Genomic DNA, 18,201 nt, shown 5'->3' on the forward strand with positions numbered 1-18,201 from the left:
CGGATTATTCGCTGACTGTTACGTGGGTGATCACCACGTCTTCTTTCGGTACGTCCTGGTGCATGCCGCTGCGGCCAGTGGCTACGCCTTTGATTTTATCAACGACGTCCATGCCTTCGGTTACTTCAGCGAATACGCAGTAGCCCCAACCGTCGGCACGCTCTGAACGGAAGTTCAGGAAATCGTTATCAACGAGGTTGATAAAGAACTGGGCAGTAGCAGAATGCGGATCGTTGGTACGAGCCATCGCCAGTGTGCCACGAGTGTTTTTCAGGCCGTTGTTGGCTTCATTTTTGATTGTCGCATTGGTGTCTTTTTGATCCATGCCTGGTGCGAAGCCACCGCCCTGAATCATAAAACCATTAATCACGCGGTGAAAAATCGTGTTGTCATAAAAACCGCTGCGGCAGTAGTTCAGGAAGTTTTCTACAGTAACCGGCGCCTTGTCTGCAAACGTGTTAATAACGATATCGCCGTGGTTGGTATGAAGCGTAATCATAATAATGAACCCTAGATAGCCTTAGTGATAAGAGTGCAGTTCACAAAATACGGTGAACAACAAGAGCGCTGTTATAGCATAACTGGCCGATTGAGTCAGTATTTCGGTCTTGCCGTGCGTTTGTTGGCTACTGGAATGATGGATACGTCGTATAAAAAGGTTTACTACTCTGATTTAGGTAATCGTGGGAAGAGAGTGCTGCGGTCAAATATGTATTGATAAGACCTTGATCACGCAATGTGGACTTTTAAAAACAAATAAATTGATTAATTATTTAAATTATAGTTAATTAATTTGAATAAGATTTTTGTTGCCCCAGATCAATGTTTTGCGTAATCAGCGTGTTCTTTTTTTTTCGCTCAGATTAATCTGAGAGTAATTCTTATTCTTCTTAAATAACTCTAAAGAGATAGGTGATCTATGCTGGGTATTCTGGATGGTGTTAATCGTCTGTTAGACAAACCGGACTTTGGCAAGCTGTTTCTGCGTGTGTCTTTCAGTGTTTTGATGCTGTTTCATGGCTGGCACAAGGTGCATGGCGGAATTGGCGCGATTGAAGGCATGCTGACCTCGGCAGGACTTCCTGCTTTTATTGGTTACGGTGTTTATGTCGGAGAGGTTATCACTCCGATTCTGATGATTCTCGGGATTTTTACACGTCCTTCCGCGCTGATTTTCTCCTTCACTATGGTTGTCGCGACGTTACTGGTTCACCCAGGAGGATTCATCACGTTGGAAAAAACGGGTGCCTGGGGCGTTGAAGGCACGGCGGTGTTCTTCTTTGCGGGTATCGCCATCGCGTTACTCGGTAGCGGAAAATATTCAGTGATGTCGAATCCACGCTGGCGCTGATTGTTTTTGTCAGCAGATTGTTTTTTCATCACTCACGCTGATTGAGTGAAATGGCCCGGAAAATCCGGGCCATTTCATTTTTATCCTTTCTCGCTTATTCCCTCTTCTTAACCTTGCAATACAATAGGGTTCAGGTTTCAATACGCCGTTAGGGTATAAACCCTGAATGTATTGATGTTACTGACGCTAACTGCGACAGTAAGTGACCTATCGTGTGAACACGCTGTTTCTTTGAACACTCTGTCTTTGAACACATTCTGTTTTTGAACACACGGTGCTTTTTGAACACTGTGCTTTTGTGAAAACCATTTTTTTGTGAAAACCATTTTTTATAAAAACACTGGAACGCCCTGATGCTAAAGATTTTTAATACGCTGAGTCGCCAAAAAGAGGAATTTAAACCCATCCACGCCGGTCAGGTGGGAATGTATGTGTGTGGCATCACCGTTTATGACCTGTGTCATATCGGTCACGGACGTACTTTCGTGGCGTTTGATGTGGTGGCGCGGTATTTGCGGTATCTGGGATATTCACTGAAATATGTGCGCAATGTCACCGATATTGACGACAAAATTATTAAACGTGCGAACGAAAATGGGGAAACCAGTGACCAACTGACAACCCGTATGATTGCAGAGATGCATGCTGATTTTGATGCCTTGAATATTCTGCGCCCGGATGCCGAACCGCGTGCGACGCACCATATTGCTGACATCATCGAAATGGTGGAAGCGCTGATTGCCCGTCGCCACGCTTATGTGGCGAGCAATGGCGATGTGATGTTCTCCGTAGATACCGCACCCGGCTATGGTGTGCTGTCTCGTCAGGATCTGGATCAGCTGCAAGCCGGTGCGCGCGTTGAAATTACAGAAGTGAAGCGTAACCCGATGGACTTCGTGCTGTGGAAAATGTCTAAACCGGGTGAGCCACACTGGTCTTCTCCGTGGGGTGAAGGGCGCCCCGGTTGGCATATCGAATGTTCTGCTATGAACTGCAAACAGCTGGGCGAACACTTTGATATTCACGGTGGCGGTTCAGATTTGATGTTCCCGCACCACGAAAATGAGATCGCGCAGTCCAGCTGTGCGCACGATGGCCCGTATGTGAATTACTGGATGCATTCCGGCATGGTGATGGTTGACCGCGAAAAGATGTCAAAATCGCTCAACAATTTTTTCACCGTGCGTGACGTGCTGGCGTATTACGACCCTGAAACTGTGCGCTATTTCCTGATGTCTGGCCACTACCGTAGCCAGTTGAACTACAGTGAAGATAATCTGAAACAGGCGCGTGCAGCGTTAGAACGTCTGTATACCGCACTGCGCGGAACGGATCTCAACGTTGAGGCGCACGGCGGTGGTGAGTTTGAAGCCCGTTTCCGTGAAGCGATGGATGACGATTTCAACACGCCGGAAGCCTATTCTGTGCTGTTTGATATGGCGCGTGAGGTCAATCGCCTGAAGGCGGAAGATGGGCAGGCGGCGAATCAGCTAGCATCAGCACTGCGTAAATTGTCCGGCGTGCTCGGCCTGCTGGAACAGGATCCTGAGCAGTTCCTGCAAAATGGTGCACAGGTGGATAACGACGAAGTGAAAGAAATCGAAGCGTTAATCCAGCAACGTAAAGATGCGCGAGCCTCGAAAGACTGGGCGTTGGCGGATCAGGCTCGCGATCGGCTGAATGAAATGGGGATCGTGCTGGAAGATGGCCCACAGGGAACGATCTGGCGTCGTAAGTAGTTAAGACTCGTTTCTTTCAGTAAACAGATTTTCAGCTAATAAAAAGCCCGCAAGAATCATTGCGGGCTTTTTTTCGGCATTATCGATGCTGTAAGGATTACTCGGCGATTTTTACCGTCTCGCCGTTGAACTGAACGGTTTGCCCCGCGACGATCTTGCAGCGCTTGCGCGTTTCCGTCTGGCCGTCAACGGTTACGTCGCCTGCGGCGATAGCCAGTTTAGCCGTCGCGCCGCTTTCACTCCAGCCCAGCAATTTCAAGAGATCGCACAGTTCAACGTGCGGATGTTTTTCAAGATTAAAAGTTGCCATAAATTCCTGCTTATCGGTGTTTGACCTAATATATCCTGAATAATTCGAGTTGCGTGACAAAACGTTAACGTTTTGAACAACGCTCTGCGTTGACCCTTTAGGGCAAGGCCCATTTATGGCCTTGTAACGCGACAACCGCACGAGTCCCCAGAAGCTTACATAAGTAAGTGACTGGGGTGAGTAAGGGCAGTCAACGTACAAGCAACTTGAAGTATGACGTGTATCGCCAATTATTCGGCGTGGTCGTGGTACTCTTCGCACGCCTGCAGCGTGTTTTGAATCAGTGTGGCAACGGTCATTGGGCCGACGCCGCCCGGCACAGGGCTGATGTAAGACGCTCTTTCCTGCGCGGTTTCAAATTCCACATCACCGACAACTTTGCCGCTTTCCAGACGGTTGATCCCCACGTCCAGCACGATTGCACCCGGTTTAATCCATTCGCCAGGAATAAAGCCCGGCTTACCTACCGCGACAACCAGCAGGTCAGCGTTTTCAACATGGTGACGCAGATTTTTGGTGAAGCGGTGCGTGACGGTGGTGGTACAGCCAGCCAGCAGCAGTTCCAGACTCATCGGGCGGCCAACAATATTGGATGCGCCGACAACAACGGCATTCAGTCCGAAGGTGCCGATATTATAACGTTCCAACAGCGTGATGATGCCACGTGGTGTACAAGCGCGCAGCAGTGGAGCACGTTGGCACAGGCGACCCACGTTATAAGGGTGGAAGCCATCAACATCTTTATCTGGGGCGATACGTTCGATCACTTTGGTGTTATCAATGCCTTCCGGCAGCGGAAGTTGAACCAGAATACCGTCAATCGTCTGGTCGGCGTTGAGTTGGTCGATAAGCGCCAATAGCTCTGATTCCGTCGTCGTGATGGGTAAATCATAAGAACGGGAGATAAAGCCAACTTCTTCACATACCTTGCGCTTGCTGGCGACATAAATCTGTGACGCTGGATTCTCGCCGACCAGCACAACAGCCAGACCTGGCGCGCGTTTTCCTTCAGCTAAACGCTGCGTGACTCGTGCGACAACTTCGTCTTTGACCTGCTGCGCAATCGTTTTACCATCAATAATCTTTGCTGCCATCTGAGATGAGACCCATCAATTTGAAATAGGGGGGAGATGGCCGCTATTTTGTCAGAAGCTGCGCGTGCTGTCAGGCATTGCATCAACATTAATTCCAATTGATCTCGCTATTCGCTGACCTCGAACCGATTTTTACCACTATTTTTGGCGCGATATAGCGCGGCATCGGCAATATCAATAATGGATGCTGCTGTGGGTAGTGGGGTATCGACGCAGAACACATAGACACCGGCGCTGATGGTGACGATTTTCTCTGGAAACAGCGTCATTTCATGCGCGATCTTTTCCTCACGAACTGAATCCAGCGCCCGCTGAGCGAGCGTGGAGGCACCTTGCTTATCGGTATCCGTGATGATGATGGCGAACTCCTCACCGCCGTAGCGGGCGACCAAGTCTTCTTTACGCTTCGGCATTCTGCTCAGGATGTTACCAATTTTTCTCAGGCATTCATCGCCAGCGACATGTCCATAATGATCGTTATATTTTTTGAAGGCATCGACGTCGATCATGATCAGAGCTATACACTGTCGCGTTTCTGCAACCCGTAATAGGGTTTGTTGCAGGAAAATATCAAACTGGCGGCGGTTAGCTAAGCCTGTCAGGCCATCAAACAGCGCCAGCGTTTGCAAAGTGTGGTTAACCGACGTGAGTTCGTCACGCACGATGGTTAAATCGACCTGATTTTTTAAATTCATACGGATCTGCCTCAGCACGATGAGGCCAAGCAGGATAATTGTGAACAGCAGAATTAAGGTAATGACACCGTAAACCAGGCTGTCAGATTTCCATTTACCGAGAACCAATCCAAGATCAAAACCCGCGGCGATGACGATGGGGTAACGCTTTAATTTTGTGTAGCCGTAGATGCGTTCGATGTGATCGAGCGTAGAGACAAACGTTGCCGTTCCGCTTTCCGACTGTTTCAGGTGTTCCGAAAAGAGTGGGCCGCTTGACACATTTCGGTTGATATAAGAGTCGTCGTAAGGGCGGCCGTACAGAATCCGTCCGTCGGAAAGCAGAATGGCGAGCACGTCCATATTTCCCATGGAGTAGTAGCCATAATACTGTTTGAAATAGTTCAACGAGAGCGTGGCAAGCAGCACGCCATGAAAGCTGCCGTCTGGTTTATTGATACGCATAGAAACGGGAATGATCAGATCGCCAGTAGAACGGCTCTGAATCACGCTGCCGATATGCATGGTCTGGCTGACGTTGTTCTGGTGGTACTTGAAGTACTCTCTGTCGGCGTTATTCGCATTTGCCGGTTTTGCTATCCCTGAGTTTACCAGCCATTCGCCTTTATCGTCATAAATGAAGATGCCATGTAACTGTGGCAGCGTTGCTTTACGGCTCCTTAAAATATCACCCAATCGATTTAACTGTGCGGGCGACTGACCATCTTGCTCGATACGTTCTTGTAAATCTTGCAACAATATATCAACTTGTAAAAAAGTATCTTCGGCATGACGCGCCAGCGATAGCGACAGATTTTTGGCGTTTCGCTCTGTGGAATCGATAAGCTGTTGGTGAGAATTGAATACTGCCCATCCATTCAGTGCGACTACCGTGGTGATGATAAATAGCATAAAAATAATCATCAATTTTTGGAGTGGCATTGTGTATTGGCTGGCTTTTTCGCGCGTGCAGGCCTTCATTATCCTTCTCATCCTTAGCCAAAGAAATGACTGATGATAAGTGTAGACGTTCCTGAAATTTGCGCCGCTATTGATGAGAACGGCTTATGTTTTTTCTGTATCTTACTTTTCGTTCTGCTGCTGAATAGTCATTTTTGTTATGAAAGACGATGTGAAAAGCAGGATCGGTTTTATCTAACGGTAAAAGTAAATGACAACGCGTTATTCCGTGCACAGCCTTATGCTTATACGTAACCTGTTTTCACGCTAATTATTTGAAAGCGTGACAGGGTGTAAAATTTTTTTTATTTATCATTAAATACGCTATGTTTAATTGGCGTTTAATCGAGTTTGCTAATGATAATGCTACTGTGTTTCTAACGTTTCGACTGACGAGTAAGATGATGAGTAAGAGGTGCCTTCATGAATGGTGAAATCATTAATCGAAGGGAAGGGGTTGGAAATAAATTGAAATGTAACACCGCTATTCAGATGGAAAAATAAAAATGATACTGCGAAAGAATAGGGTTTTTAGCCAATTATGAAATAAAGAGCCTTTCATGAAAATAGCGATTAGCGGAACGGGATATGTTGGTTTATCTAATGGATTATTATTAGCACAACAGCATCAGGTTGTGGCGTTGGATATTGTGGCTGAAAAAGTGGCGCTGTTAAATCAAAGAAAGTCGCCGATTAATGACGCTGAAATTGAACGTTTTTTACAACATGAAACGCTGAGTTTCTCGGCTACACTGGATAAGCATGAGGCGTATACCGATGCGCAGTTTGTGATTATTGCTACGCCGACGGATTACGATCCACAAACCAACTATTTCAATACCTCATCGGTAGAAGCGGTCATTCGTGACGTACTGGCGATTAATCCGCAGGCCATTATGGTGATTAAATCGACGGTGCCTGTTGGCTTCACCGAGAAAATCAGTCAGCAGTTGGATACGGATAACGTCATTTTTTCGCCTGAGTTTTTACGTGAAGGAAAGGCGCTGCACGACAATCTTTATCCGTCGCGGATTGTAGTAGGTGAACGGTCAGAAAGGGCTCGGTTATTCGCTAACTTATTGATAGATTGTGCATTAAAAAAAGATATCCGCGTACTGTTTACCGAGTCGACAGAGGCAGAAGCGATAAAGTTGTTTGCTAATACCTTTCTGGCGATGCGGGTGGCCTACTTTAATGAGTTGGACAGCTATGCTGAATCGTTGGGATTAAACACCCGGCAGATTATTGAAGGCGTGTGTCTTGATCCTCGCATCGGTAATTACTACAACAACCCTTCTTTCGGCTACGGCGGCTACTGCTTACCGAAAGATACCCGACAGCTTCTGGCCAACTATCGTACTGTACCGAATAACCTGATTAAGGCTATTGTGGATGCGAACCATACGCGGAAAGACTTCATTGCCGACACGATTATCCGTCGCCATCCTAAAACCGTTGGTGTCCATCGCCTTATCATGAAAGCGGGATCAGATAATTTTCGCTTTTCCTCCATTCAGGGCATTATGAAAAGGATAAAAGCGAAAGGAATCAATGTAGTGATTTATGAGCCGGGTATTGATGATGATGATTTTTTAGATTTTCCGATCGTTCATCAACTCGATAGTTTCAAACAGCAATGTGACATTATTATTACCAATCGTTATGCCGATGAATTAAAAGATGTGATAGGGAAAGTCTATACGCGAGACTTATTTGGTGAAGATTGATTTTTGACGTAAATCAAAAAATCGACATTTTAATTCAGTATTAGACTATTCGTGAAAAGTTCAATTTTTCTTTTTGGTTAACTATATTTTTTACCGTTTTATCATTTCGTGCAGCTTATCGATGATTTTATGATTATCGTAATAAATTAAGGTTGGCTTAAGGCTTCATTATTTAGACTGCTGAATGATGATTTGTCGCCATTATTTATTTTGGGAATACGTTATGACGGATTTTTTGCCTTTTTCCCGCCCGACCATGGGCGACGAGGAAATTGCTGCCGTGGCGGAAGTATTACGTTCTGGTTGGATAACCACGGGGCCGAAATGTCAGCAGTTAGAGCAGGCTTTTTGCCAGCAGGTCGGCGCGCGACAGGCGATAGCCGTTAGCTCTGCGACGGGGGGGATGCACGTTACGCTGATGGCGCTCGGCATTGGCCCTGGTGATGAGGTCATTACGCCGTCTCAGACCTGGGTTTCAACCGTCAATATCATCACGCTGTTGGGGGCTGAGCCGATAATGGTGGACGTGGATCGGCATACGTTGATGGTGCAACCGCAAGATATTGAGGCCGCCATTACGCCGAAGACCAAAGCGATTATTCCCGTGCATTACGCCGGTGCACCTGTCGACTTGGATGCACTTCGCGCACTCAGCGAACGCTATGGTATCCCGTTGATTGAGGATGCGGCACACGCCGTCGGTACGCAATATCGTGGTGAGTGGATCGGCGCGTGTGGAACCGCCATTTTCTCATTTCACGCGATTAAAAATATCACCTGTGCGGAAGGCGGCATGGTGGTGACGGATGATGAAGCGCTTGCCGAGCGTATACGCAGCCTAAAATTTCACGGGCTGGGTGTGGATGCGTTCGACAGGCAGTTACAGGGACGCAAGCCGCAGGCCGAAGTGGTGACGCCGGGGTTTAAATACAATCTGGCGGATATCAATGCCGCTATTGCGCTGGTCCAACTGGATAAACTCCCGGCGATCAACGCCCGCCGTCAGCAGCTTGCTGCACGTTATCTCACACTGTTGCGTTCGTTGCCGCTTCAGCCGCTGGCCGTTCCTGCCTATCCTCATCTGCACGCCTGGCACCTGTTTATGGTGCGCGTAGACGAAGCGCAGTGCGGTATTTCACGCGATGATCTGATGGCGGCGCTACAAACGCACGGCATTGGCACCGGGCTGCATTTCAGAGCGGTGCATACGCAGAAATATTATCGTGAGCGTTATCCTCAGTTGCACCTGCCGGAAACGGAGTGGAATTCGGCGTCACTCATGACGCTGCCGCTGTTCCCCGATATGCAAGACAGCGATGTCGATCGCGTTGTCGCGGCGTTAACCTCGATTCTGGAGTCTGTTCGTGATTGATGACATTAAAAATGTTTCCGTTGTGATTCCCGTTTATAACGAAGAAGAGAGCCTGCCGGTGCTGATTGAACGCACGCTGGCGGCCTGTCGGAAGATCGGTAAACCCTGGGAAATTATTCTGGTTGATGACGGCAGCAGCGATCGCTCTGCGGAATTGCTGACCGAGGCGGCAAGCGACCCGGACAAGCACATTATTGCCGTGCTGTTGAACCGCAACTATGGCCAGCACTCGGCAATTATGGCTGGATTCCAGCAGGCAGTGGGCGACGTGGTGATCACGCTGGATGCGGATTTGCAGAACCCGCCGGAGGAAATCCCTCGTCTGGTTGAATACGCATCGCAAGGGTATGACGTGGTTGGCACCGTGCGGGCCAATCGACAGGATTCGCTGTTTCGCAAACTGGCCTCGAAGACCATCAATATGATGATTCGGCGTTCAACCGGGAAATCGATGGCGGATTACGGCTGCATGTTGCGCGCCTACCGTCGCCATATTGTCAGCGCGATGCTGCGCTGCCACGAACGCAGCACCTTTATTCCTATCCTTGCCAACACATTCGCACGAAAAACTATCGAGATTGACGTATTACACGCCGAACGGGAGTTTGGCACGTCCAAATACAGCTTTCTGAAGCTGATTAACCTGATGTACGACCTACTGACCTGCCTGACGACAACGCCGCTGCGCATACTCAGCCTGATTGGCAGCGTCGTCGCGTTATCGGGTTTCCTGCTGGCGCTGTTGTTGATCGGTCTGCGCCTGTTCTTCGGGGCGGAATGGGCGGCAGAGGGGGTGTTCACGCTGTTTGCCGTGCTGTTCATGTTTATCGGTGCGCAGTTCGTCGGAATGGGGCTATTGGGGGAATACATTGGCCGTATCTATACCGATGTGCGGGCCCGGCCACGCTATTTTGTGCAAAAAACAGTGAGTGCGGCAACGCCACTGACTACCAGCTTACGGGATGAAGAAGAATGAAAGCGATCGTATTTGCCTACCATGATATTGGCTGCGTTGGCCTTGAGGCGTTAAAGCTCGCTGGCTATGAGATTCAGGCGGTGTTCACGCACAGTGATGCACCGGGCGAGAACCACTTCTATGCGTCGGTGGCGAAAGCAGCAGCCGAGATGGATGTGCCGGTGTTTGCGCCGGAAGACATTAACCACCCGCTCTGGGTAAGCCGAATTCGGGAACTGGCACCCGATGTTATTTTTTCCTTCTATTACCGCACGTTATTAAGCGATGACATTCTTCAACTACCGTCGTTTGGTGCATTCAATCTGCACGGTTCACTGCTGCCGCGCTACCGTGGGCGGGCACCGGTCAACTGGGTGTTGGTGAACGGCGAAACGCAAACAGGCGTTACGCTGCACAAGATGGTTTCCCGTGCTGATGCGGGTGATATCGTCGCGCAGTCGGTGGTGGAAATTGATGATGAAGATACCGCGCTGACGCTGCATGGAAAATGTCGTACCGCCGCTGCCGCTTTGCTGGCGCAGCAGTTACCGCTGATTCGCTCGCGTGAGATTGTTCTGAAGCCACAGGATGACCGTCAGGCTAGCTATTTCGGTCGCCGCACGGCGGCAGATGGTCTGATCGACTGGCAAAAAAGCGCCAGTGAGATCAACAACCTGATTCGCGCTGTGACGGAACCGTACCCAGGGGCATTTACGTTTCTCGGCGAGCGTAAAGTCGTTATCTGGCGCGCTCGCGTGCTGAAAAACGATAGTGTGAAGATCAATGGTGTGAAGCCTGAGCCGGGCTCGATTATTTCGACAGCGCCGCTGGTAGTGTCCTGTGGTGAAGACGCGCTTGAGATCGTCAGCGGACAGAGTGAAGCCGGGCTGTATATGTCGGGCAGCCGACTGGCGGCGGAAATGGGCATGGTGCCACAGGCGCGGCTGGGTAACCTCGCCAGCCGTGTTCAACGACGCCGCACGCGAGTGCTGATCCTCGGCGTGAACGGTTTTATCGGTAACCACCTGACTGAACGCCTGCTGCGCGACGATCGCTATGAAATTTACGGGTTGGATATCAGTTCGGATGCTATCGCTCGTTTTCTTGACGATCCGCGTTTCCATTTTGTAGAGGGCGATATCAGCATCCATAACGAATGGATCGAATACCACATCAAGAAATGCGATGTCATTCTGCCGCTGGTGGCGATTGCAACACCTATCGAATACACCCGTAACCCGCTGCGCGTGTTTGAGCTGGATTTCGAAGAGAACCTGAAGATTGTGCGCGACTGCGTACGTTACAACAAACGCATCGTTTTCCCGTCCACCTCAGAAGTGTACGGCATGTGTGATGACAAAGAGTTTGATGAAGACACCTCACGCTTGATTGTTGGACCGATCAACAAGCAGCGCTGGATCTACTCCGTATCCAAGCAGCTACTGGATCGGGTGATTTGGGCGTACGGGGCGAAAAATGGCCTGAAATTCACGCTGTTCCGTCCGTTTAACTGGATGGGGCCGCGTCTGGACACGTTGGATGCCGCCCGAATCGGCAGCTCTCGTGCCATTACTCAACTGATACTCAATCTGGTGGAAGGGTCGCCGATCAAGCTGGTGGACGGCGGGGCGCAGAAGCGCTGCTTTACCGACATTCACGACGGTATTGAAGCGCTGTTCCGCATTATTGAAAACCGCAACGGCCAGTGTGATGGGCAGATCGTCAACATTGGCAACCCGCATAATGAAGCCAGTATCCGCGAACTGGGTGAAATGCTGCTCACCAGCTTTAATGCTCATCCGCTGCGTGACCAATTCCCGCCGTTCGCCGGATTTATTGACGTGGAAAGCAGCAGCTATTACGGCAAAGGCTATCAGGATGTGGCGCACCGCACCCCGAGCATTCGTAACGCCAAACGCCTGCTGGAATGGGAACCGACGGTGAAGATGGAGCAAACTGTTGCGGAAACGCTGGACTATTTTCTGCGTACCGTTGACGTCCCGCACCGTGCTGATGCCACGGATGCGCAGGGATGACGCGTGTTGGCCTGCGAATTGATGTCGATACCTGGCGTGGTACGCGTGACGGCGTGCCCGCGCTGCTGAAGGTGCTGGCTGAGTTTGATATTCAGGCGAGTTTCTTTTTTAGCGTCGGGCCGGACAACATGGGGCGTCACCTGTGGCGCCTGCTACGTCCACGCTTCTTATGGAAGATGCTGCGCTCCAACGCGGCCTCGCTCTACGGCTGGGACATCTTGCTGGCTGGCACGGCGTGGCCGGGGCGTCCTATCGGCGCCCGGTTTGGTTCGTTAATCCGCCAGACCCACGATGCTGGGCATGAAGTGGGGTTACATGCCTGGGATCATCACGGCTGGCAGGCGAATGTCGCCCGTTGGTCGGATGCGCAGCTGGCAGCGCAGTTCCGTGAAGGTATGGATGCGCTAACGCAGATTCTGCCATCGCCTGTGCGCTGTTCTGCGGTGGCGGGTTGGCGAGCCGATCCGCGCGTTGTCGAGATGAAGCAGCGCTGGAATCTGGACTATAACAGCGACTGTCGTGGCACCCAGCCTTTTCGGCCTCGCCTGAAAAGCGGTGAACTCGGTACTACGCAAATTCCCGTCACGCTGCCGACCTATGATGAGGTTATTGGTGAGCGGGTGAGCGAAGGCGAATTCAACGACTTTATTCTCGATGCAATTCAGCAAGATCGTGGCGTGCCGGTGTATACCATTCACGCAGAGGTTGAAGGTGGTGCGAAATTGGCGCTGTTCCGTCAGCTACTGCTTCGCGCCCGTCAGCAGCACATCGAGTTTTGTCCACTTTCCTCGTTACTGCCTGACGATCCGGCTGCGCTGCCCGTCGGGCGGATTGAGCGCGCGCCGTTTCCCGGACGGGAAGGGTGGCTTGGCGTACAAACGGAAGAATAAATAAAGCAGGAGACAGCATGGAAAAAGGCATGTTCAAGCTGAAAAGTACCGTGATAATGGTGTTGTTTGCTTTGCTCTATCTGCTGCCGCTTAACGGCCGCTGGTTGTGGTCGCCAGATGAAACACGCTATGCCGAAATCAGCCGTGAGATGCTCCAGCGTGGCGATTGGATTGTGCCGCATTTACTGGGTATTCGCTATTTTGAGAAACCCGTCGCGGGCTACTGGCTGAACAACATGAGCCAGTGGTTACTGGGTCATACCAATTTTGCCGTGCGCTTTGCCTCGGCATTTTCTACCGCGCTGAGTGCGCTGCTGGTATTTTGGCTAGCGATGCTGCTGTGGAAAAACCAGCGCACTGCGCTGCTGGCAGCGACGATCTATCTTACGTCACTGCTTGTGTATGGCATCGGTACTTACAGCGTGCTCGATCCGATGGTGACGCTCTGGATGACGGCGGCGCTGTTCAGCCATGCGCTGATTCTGCGCGCAAAACTGACACGTGAACGGCTGTTGGCCTGGGGATTGATGGGGCTAGCCTGCGGTATGGGATTCATGACCAAAGGCTTTCTGGCGCTGGCGTTGCCGGTGATTAGCGTGCTGCCTGTAGCGCTGGCGCAAAAACGTATCAAGGAACTGCTACTGTTCGGCCCGTTGGCAATAGTCGTCGCGATATTGCTGAGTGCGCCATGGGCGCTGGCGGTGCACGAACGCGAGGCCGACTACTGGCATTACTTTTTTTGGATTGAACATATCCAGCGTTTTGCTGAAGACGATGCGCAACATAGGGCACCGTTCTGGTATTACCTGCCAGTTCTGATTATCGGGACATTCCCCTGGCTGGCGTTGCTACCGGGTGCGTTACGCAGTGGTTGGACCGAACGAAAAGTGAACCCAGAGCGGTTTTTCTTGCTGTGTTGGATGGTAATGCCGCTGCTGTTTTTCAGTATCGCCAAGGGCAAGTTGTTGACCTACATTCTGCCGTGCTTCGCACCGCTTGCGTTGCTGATGGCGGCGTGGATTTCCGGGCTGGCACCTGCGGTACGTGAACGCCTATTGCGCATCAATAGCTGGCTCAATATTGCTTTTGGCAGCGTGCTGGCACTTGCAGTTACCACACTCGGCCTTGGCATCGTTATGCCGCATTTCTATCAACCGGGAGAAGAGCTGACCATTGTATCGGGGGGCCTCTGTTTTATCGGCTGGATCGCCTTTGCCGCTGTCAGCTTGAGAAAATCGCGGACGTGGGGCTATCTGGTGGCGGGTTGTCCGCTCTTTCTGGCGCTACTTGTTGGAGGGAGTATTCCAGCAAGCGTGGTTGATTCCAAGAACCCTCAAACCTTTATTCGTAGCCAGCAGCCGTTGTTGGAAGACAGCCGCTATGTGCTTAGCGACGAGGTTGGGCTGGCTGCCGGACTGGCGTGGGAACTGAAACGCAGTGATATCACCTTATTCAAAGCGCGTGGGGAGCTGAACTATGGGTTGAACTATGCGGATGCTGCTGACCGCTTTGTGGACGAGAGCACTTTCCCAGACTGGCTTGCCGATAAACGGCGTAGCGGAAATGTCGCGCTGGTGCTGAAGATCGACAGAGACAGTGAGGACGAGTATCGCAATCTGCCTGTTCCCAATCAGTTGAAAAAATCGCACCGTTACGTGTTGCTGTTTTATAAACAGGTCGCGCCATGAGTTATTTATTGGTTGCTATCGTCTGCCTACTGACCAGTTTAGGGCAATTGTGCCAGAAACAGGCGGCGGAATGCTGGCGGTGTTTGCCCGAGGATCAACGTCGACAGGTGACGCTCGGGTGGCTGATGTTGGCGATGTTGTTGCTCGGCGTTGGGCTGCTGCTGTGGCTTTTGGTGTTACAGCATCTCCCGCTCGGCGTGGCGTACCCGTTGCTGAGCATCAATTTTGTTCTGGTTACGCTGCTGGCGCACTATGGGTTTGGCGAGCGCGTGGATAGGCATCACTGGTGGGGCATCGTGCTGATTGTCACCGGTATCTATTTGATGCAGGGGGGATGATGGCGAAAAGAGGTTATGTCTGGGCGCTTGCCAGTATCGTGCTAGCCAGCGCCGCACAGGTATTAATGAAAAGTGGGATGCTGGCGCTGCCGAGCATTTCCATGACGCATTGGCCATCGCTCAGCATGTTGATGGCAGGCTGGCCCATTGTCGCGGTGCTCGTTGGGATTATCTGTTACGGTCTATCGATGGTGTGCTGGTTCATGGTGCTACGCTATCTGCCGCTAAGCCGAGCCTATCCGCTGATTAGTCTGAGCTATGCGGTGGTCTATCTTGCTGCGGTTTTTCTACCGTGGCTGAACGAACCGATGAGCCTGCGTAAAAACCTCGGCGTTTTGATTATTCTTATCGGGGTCTGGCTGGTGAGTCGCAACGCACAGGCAACGAAGTAAACTGCCTGTGCTTGCTGTGTCTGCGAGAGAAATTATTGACTGAAAACGTGTGCGACCCCGTTCACACTTAGGCTAACCTGTTGGCCGACGCTGAAAGCGGCGTGACTGACGGTTTTCAGTTCAATGACATCGGCTTCCGCGTTGTTGATGCATAGCGTCAGTGTTGAGACGAAGCCGGAAAACTCAACGTTGCGGATGGTTGCGCGAGTGTGTGCCGTGCTCGTTATCTTGATATCCTGAATCGTTATCTGCTCCGGCCTGAGCATGATTCTTGCCCGACCGCTTGCCGTTGAGCGATCCACTGCGATGCGCCCAAGCAGGCAGTCAGCTTGACCGCCGTCAATCTGCGCATTGAGAACCAGCGTTTCACCGAGGAAGGTGGCGATGTCTTCACTCTTGGGCTGATGGTAGAGCGCCCACGGAGAACCCGATTGCGACAGTTGACCATCACGCATGACGACCACGCGATCGGCAAAAGACAGCGCTTCCCCCTGATCGTGTGTCACTAGAATCGAAGCTACGTTAGCCTGTTGCAATACGTCCATTACCGCTTTACGGGTGGCGGCACGCAGGCCAGTGTCCAGAGCAGAAAACGGTTCATCCAGCAGCATCAACTCAGGGCGTTGTGCCAGGGCGCGAGCCAGTGCGACACGCTGCTGCTGACCGCCAGAAATTTCATGCGGCGAGTGCTTCTGTAAATGCGCGGGAAGGGAAACCAGCGCCATCAGCTCATCCACGCGTTTTTGTTTCTCCGTCTTCGAGCCTTTTAGCCCAAAAGCGATGTTGTCCGCGATGCAGAGATGCGGAAACAGCGCGCCATCCTGTGGGACATAGCCGATTCCTCGCTGATGGGCGGGTACGGAGAGCCCGTTATCGCAGAGCGTTTGGCCATTTAGCGTAATGACGCCTGTATCCGGTTTTTCGAACCCGGCAATCAGGCGCAGTAGGGTGGTTTTTCCTGAACCGGATGGGCCGACAATCGCCGTGCGACGGCTGTTTTCTAACGTTAAACGAATGTCAGACAGCACGGTGCGCCCGTTAAAGCTTTTACTGACGCGATGGAGTTCCAACATGATTACAGCCCCGCCATTTTTTGTGATTGCGTGTAGAGAAACCAGGTCCACGGCAGCGACAGTAAGACCAGAATAAGCGCGTAGGGTGCTGCTGCGGGATAGTCGATCTCACTGGTGAGCGCCCAAAATCCGGTCGCCAGCGTGCGGGTACCGTTGGGAGCCAGCAGCAGCGTAGCGGTTAGCTCATTGATGATCGCCAGAAAAACGAGTGTTGCCCCCGTGGCGACGCCGGGTGCCGCCAGCCTGATGGTCACGGTCATTAACGTCTGCAAAGGGGAACGTCCCAGGCTGGCAGCCACCTGTTCTAGTTCTACGGGGGCCTGTGCGATCCCCGCACGTAGATTAACCAACGCCCGTGGCATGAACATCAACAGATAAGCCAGCAGCACGGTGAATTCAGTCTGATAGAGGGGTCTGATAACGTGAATCGTGGTGGTCACCAGCGCCAGCGCGACGACGATACCCGGCAGGGAACTGGTGATGTAATTGCACCCTTCCAGAAACCGATACAGGCGATTGGGGTGGCGGATGGTCAGCCAGGCCATCGGGATCGCTGCCAGCGTCGTCAGTGCGGCACCGCTCAGTGCCAGCATCATCGTTTGCCTAAAGGCATCAAGTAGTTCGCGGCGTTGCCACACGTCCCAGCCGCCAAAACCTAGCCAGCGAAACAGTGTAATAAACGGTACGCCGAGCGTCAGCAGCACCAGCGTTGTCAGTAACAGCAGTGCCAGCACGAGAGAAAATGGTGATAAGCGTATCGGTGTGACAACCTGCGGTGCGCCGGAACCGACATGCGCGTAGCGCGTGACGCCACGTACACGTGCATCGGCACACAGCAAAAACAGACACAGCAGCGCCAGCACACCAGCCAACATGTTGGCCGCTGGGCCATTAAATGTTGACTGAAACTGATCGAAAATTGCGGTGGTAAAGGTATCGAAGCGGATCATAGCGAATAGGCCATACTCCGCCAGCAAATGCAGGGCAATCAGTAGCAACCCGCCGCCGATGGCCAGCTTTAGTTGCGGCAGCACCACACGGAAAAATACGGTAATGGGCGGCACGCCCAGCGTGGCTGCGACATCTTCCAGTGCAGGATTAAGGCGCCGTAGCGCCGCGGCACACGGTAAATAAAGAAACGGTAAATAGGCGACGACGGATAAAAATACGCCAGCGGGTAAGCCATGCAGGCTAGGGACGGTACTGATCCAGGCGTAGCTTTGTACAAATGCAGGGATTGCCAGCGGCGCGGTGAGCAACAGTGACCACAGGCGTCGAGCTGGCAGGGTGGTTCGTTCCGTCAGCCAGGCCAACAGTACACCCAGAACCGTACAAATCGGCAGCGTCAGGGCAACCAGCAGTACCGTATTTGTCAGGAGCTCGCCTACGCGCGGGCGGAATAACAGGGCACGAGCGGTTTCCCAGCCGGTATCAATACTTACGCCAATCACAAAGCCCAGCGGGACAAAGCCCAGCAGGGACAACACCAGCGCAACGATCGCAAGCAACGCGACAGGCTTGCGTAATGGCGTAGAGGAGGCGGTGGAGGTTGTGGTTTCGCTGTAGCTAACGTTTGTCATGCTGCCTGTTGCTGCCCCGTCA

16 protein-coding genes are annotated in these 18,201 nt (G+C 51.7%); 10 read left to right on the plus strand and 6 right to left on the minus strand.

Annotation, left to right across the window (positions count from 1 at the left end):
- Positions 1 to 4 precede the first annotated feature (4 nt).
- Positions 5 to 499: a peptidylprolyl isomerase B gene (ppiB, locus tag CLR69_RS00655; RefSeq protein ID WP_129705178.1), complete on the minus strand. Its 495-nt coding sequence runs from the start codon at positions 497 to 499 to the stop codon at positions 5 to 7.
- Positions 500 to 919: 420 nt separating this feature from the next.
- Between ppiB and CLR69_RS00660 the strand changes: the two genes are divergently transcribed.
- Together CLR69_RS00660 and cysS are read left to right on the plus strand one after the other, a co-directional pair.
- The gene (locus CLR69_RS00660; protein WP_129705180.1) at positions 920 to 1,351 is read left to right on the plus strand and encodes a DoxX family protein; all 432 of its coding nucleotides are present in this window, start codon (positions 920 to 922) and stop codon (positions 1,349 to 1,351) included.
- Between the two features lie 353 nt (positions 1,352 to 1,704).
- Positions 1,705 to 3,090, plus strand: a complete 1,386-nt coding sequence (gene cysS, locus CLR69_RS00665; protein WP_129711940.1) for a cysteine--tRNA ligase — start codon at positions 1,705 to 1,707, stop codon at positions 3,088 to 3,090.
- Between the two features lie 97 nt (positions 3,091 to 3,187).
- Here cysS and ybcJ read toward each other — a convergent pair whose 3' ends face one another.
- The 3 genes from ybcJ to CLR69_RS00680 all read right to left on the minus strand — a co-directional run bounded on the left by ybcJ (position 3,188) and on the right by CLR69_RS00680 (position 6,149).
- Complete coding sequence (gene ybcJ, locus CLR69_RS00670; RefSeq protein WP_129705184.1) at positions 3,188 to 3,400, minus strand: ribosome-associated protein YbcJ; 213 nt, start codon at positions 3,398 to 3,400, stop codon at positions 3,188 to 3,190.
- A gap of 230 nt (positions 3,401 to 3,630) precedes the next feature.
- On the minus strand, positions 3,631 to 4,494 hold the full coding sequence (folD, locus tag CLR69_RS00675; protein WP_129711939.1) for a bifunctional methylenetetrahydrofolate dehydrogenase/methenyltetrahydrofolate cyclohydrolase FolD: 864 nt from the start codon (positions 4,492 to 4,494) through the stop codon (positions 3,631 to 3,633).
- Positions 4,495 to 4,601: 107 nt separating this feature from the next.
- The gene (locus CLR69_RS00680; protein WP_129711938.1) at positions 4,602 to 6,149 is read right to left on the minus strand and encodes a sensor domain-containing diguanylate cyclase; all 1,548 of its coding nucleotides are present in this window, start codon (positions 6,147 to 6,149) and stop codon (positions 4,602 to 4,604) included.
- Between the two features lie 539 nt (positions 6,150 to 6,688).
- Between CLR69_RS00680 and CLR69_RS00685 the strand changes: the two genes are divergently transcribed.
- From CLR69_RS00685 to arnF, 8 genes are all read left to right on the plus strand, one after another.
- Positions 6,689 to 7,855 (plus strand): nucleotide sugar dehydrogenase, encoded by a 1,167-nt coding sequence (locus CLR69_RS00685; protein WP_129705190.1) that lies wholly within the window; start codon positions 6,689 to 6,691, stop codon positions 7,853 to 7,855.
- 223 nt (positions 7,856 to 8,078) lie between these two features.
- Entirely contained in the window at positions 8,079 to 9,227 is a 1,149-nt protein-coding gene (arnB, locus tag CLR69_RS00690; protein WP_129711937.1) for a UDP-4-amino-4-deoxy-L-arabinose aminotransferase, read from the plus strand.
- Positions 9,220 to 10,203 carry an undecaprenyl-phosphate 4-deoxy-4-formamido-L-arabinose transferase gene (arnC, locus tag CLR69_RS00695; protein ID WP_197730522.1) on the plus strand — a complete coding sequence of 328 codons (984 nt, stop codon included), beginning with the start codon at positions 9,220 to 9,222 and terminating at the stop codon, positions 10,201 to 10,203. Before arnB ends, arnC begins: the two co-directional genes overlap by 8 nt.
- The gene (gene arnA, locus CLR69_RS00700; RefSeq protein ID WP_129711935.1) at positions 10,200 to 12,218 is read left to right on the plus strand and encodes a bifunctional UDP-4-amino-4-deoxy-L-arabinose formyltransferase/UDP-glucuronic acid oxidase ArnA; all 2,019 of its coding nucleotides are present in this window, start codon (positions 10,200 to 10,202) and stop codon (positions 12,216 to 12,218) included. Before arnC ends, arnA begins: the two co-directional genes overlap by 4 nt.
- Positions 12,215 to 13,108, plus strand: coding sequence for a 4-deoxy-4-formamido-L-arabinose-phosphoundecaprenol deformylase (gene arnD / locus CLR69_RS00705; RefSeq protein ID WP_129711934.1), 894 nt, complete (start codon positions 12,215 to 12,217; stop codon positions 13,106 to 13,108). Before arnA ends, arnD begins: the two co-directional genes overlap by 4 nt.
- Positions 13,109 to 13,125: 17 nt before the next feature.
- A complete protein-coding gene (gene arnT, locus CLR69_RS00710) occupies positions 13,126 to 14,796 on the plus strand; it encodes a lipid IV(A) 4-amino-4-deoxy-L-arabinosyltransferase (protein ID WP_129711933.1) in 1,671 nt (556 codons plus the stop codon).
- On the plus strand, positions 14,793 to 15,134 hold the full coding sequence (gene arnE / locus CLR69_RS00715) for a 4-amino-4-deoxy-L-arabinose-phosphoundecaprenol flippase subunit ArnE (RefSeq protein WP_129711932.1): 342 nt from the start codon (positions 14,793 to 14,795) through the stop codon (positions 15,132 to 15,134). The genes arnT and arnE overlap by 4 nt, the downstream gene beginning before the upstream one ends.
- Complete coding sequence (gene arnF, locus CLR69_RS00720; protein WP_129711931.1) at positions 15,134 to 15,526, plus strand: 4-amino-4-deoxy-L-arabinose-phosphoundecaprenol flippase subunit ArnF; 393 nt, start codon at positions 15,134 to 15,136, stop codon at positions 15,524 to 15,526. The genes arnE and arnF overlap by 1 nt, the downstream gene beginning before the upstream one ends.
- Positions 15,527 to 15,558: 32 nt before the next feature.
- Here arnF and CLR69_RS00725 read toward each other — a convergent pair whose 3' ends face one another.
- Together CLR69_RS00725 and CLR69_RS00730 are read right to left on the minus strand one after the other, a co-directional pair.
- On the minus strand, positions 15,559 to 16,599 hold the full coding sequence (locus CLR69_RS00725; RefSeq protein ID WP_129711930.1) for an ABC transporter ATP-binding protein: 1,041 nt from the start codon (positions 16,597 to 16,599) through the stop codon (positions 15,559 to 15,561).
- A 2-nt stretch (positions 16,600 to 16,601) separates the two neighbouring features.
- Positions 16,602 to 18,179 (minus strand): ABC transporter permease, encoded by a 1,578-nt coding sequence (locus CLR69_RS00730; RefSeq protein WP_129711929.1) that lies wholly within the window; start codon positions 18,177 to 18,179, stop codon positions 16,602 to 16,604.
- Between the last annotated feature and the right edge of the window lie 22 nt (positions 18,180 to 18,201).

Origin of the sequence: Pectobacterium zantedeschiae (assembly GCF_004137795.1) — a bacterium.
Classification (GTDB): Bacteria; Pseudomonadota; Gammaproteobacteria; order Enterobacterales; family Enterobacteriaceae; genus Pectobacterium; species Pectobacterium zantedeschiae.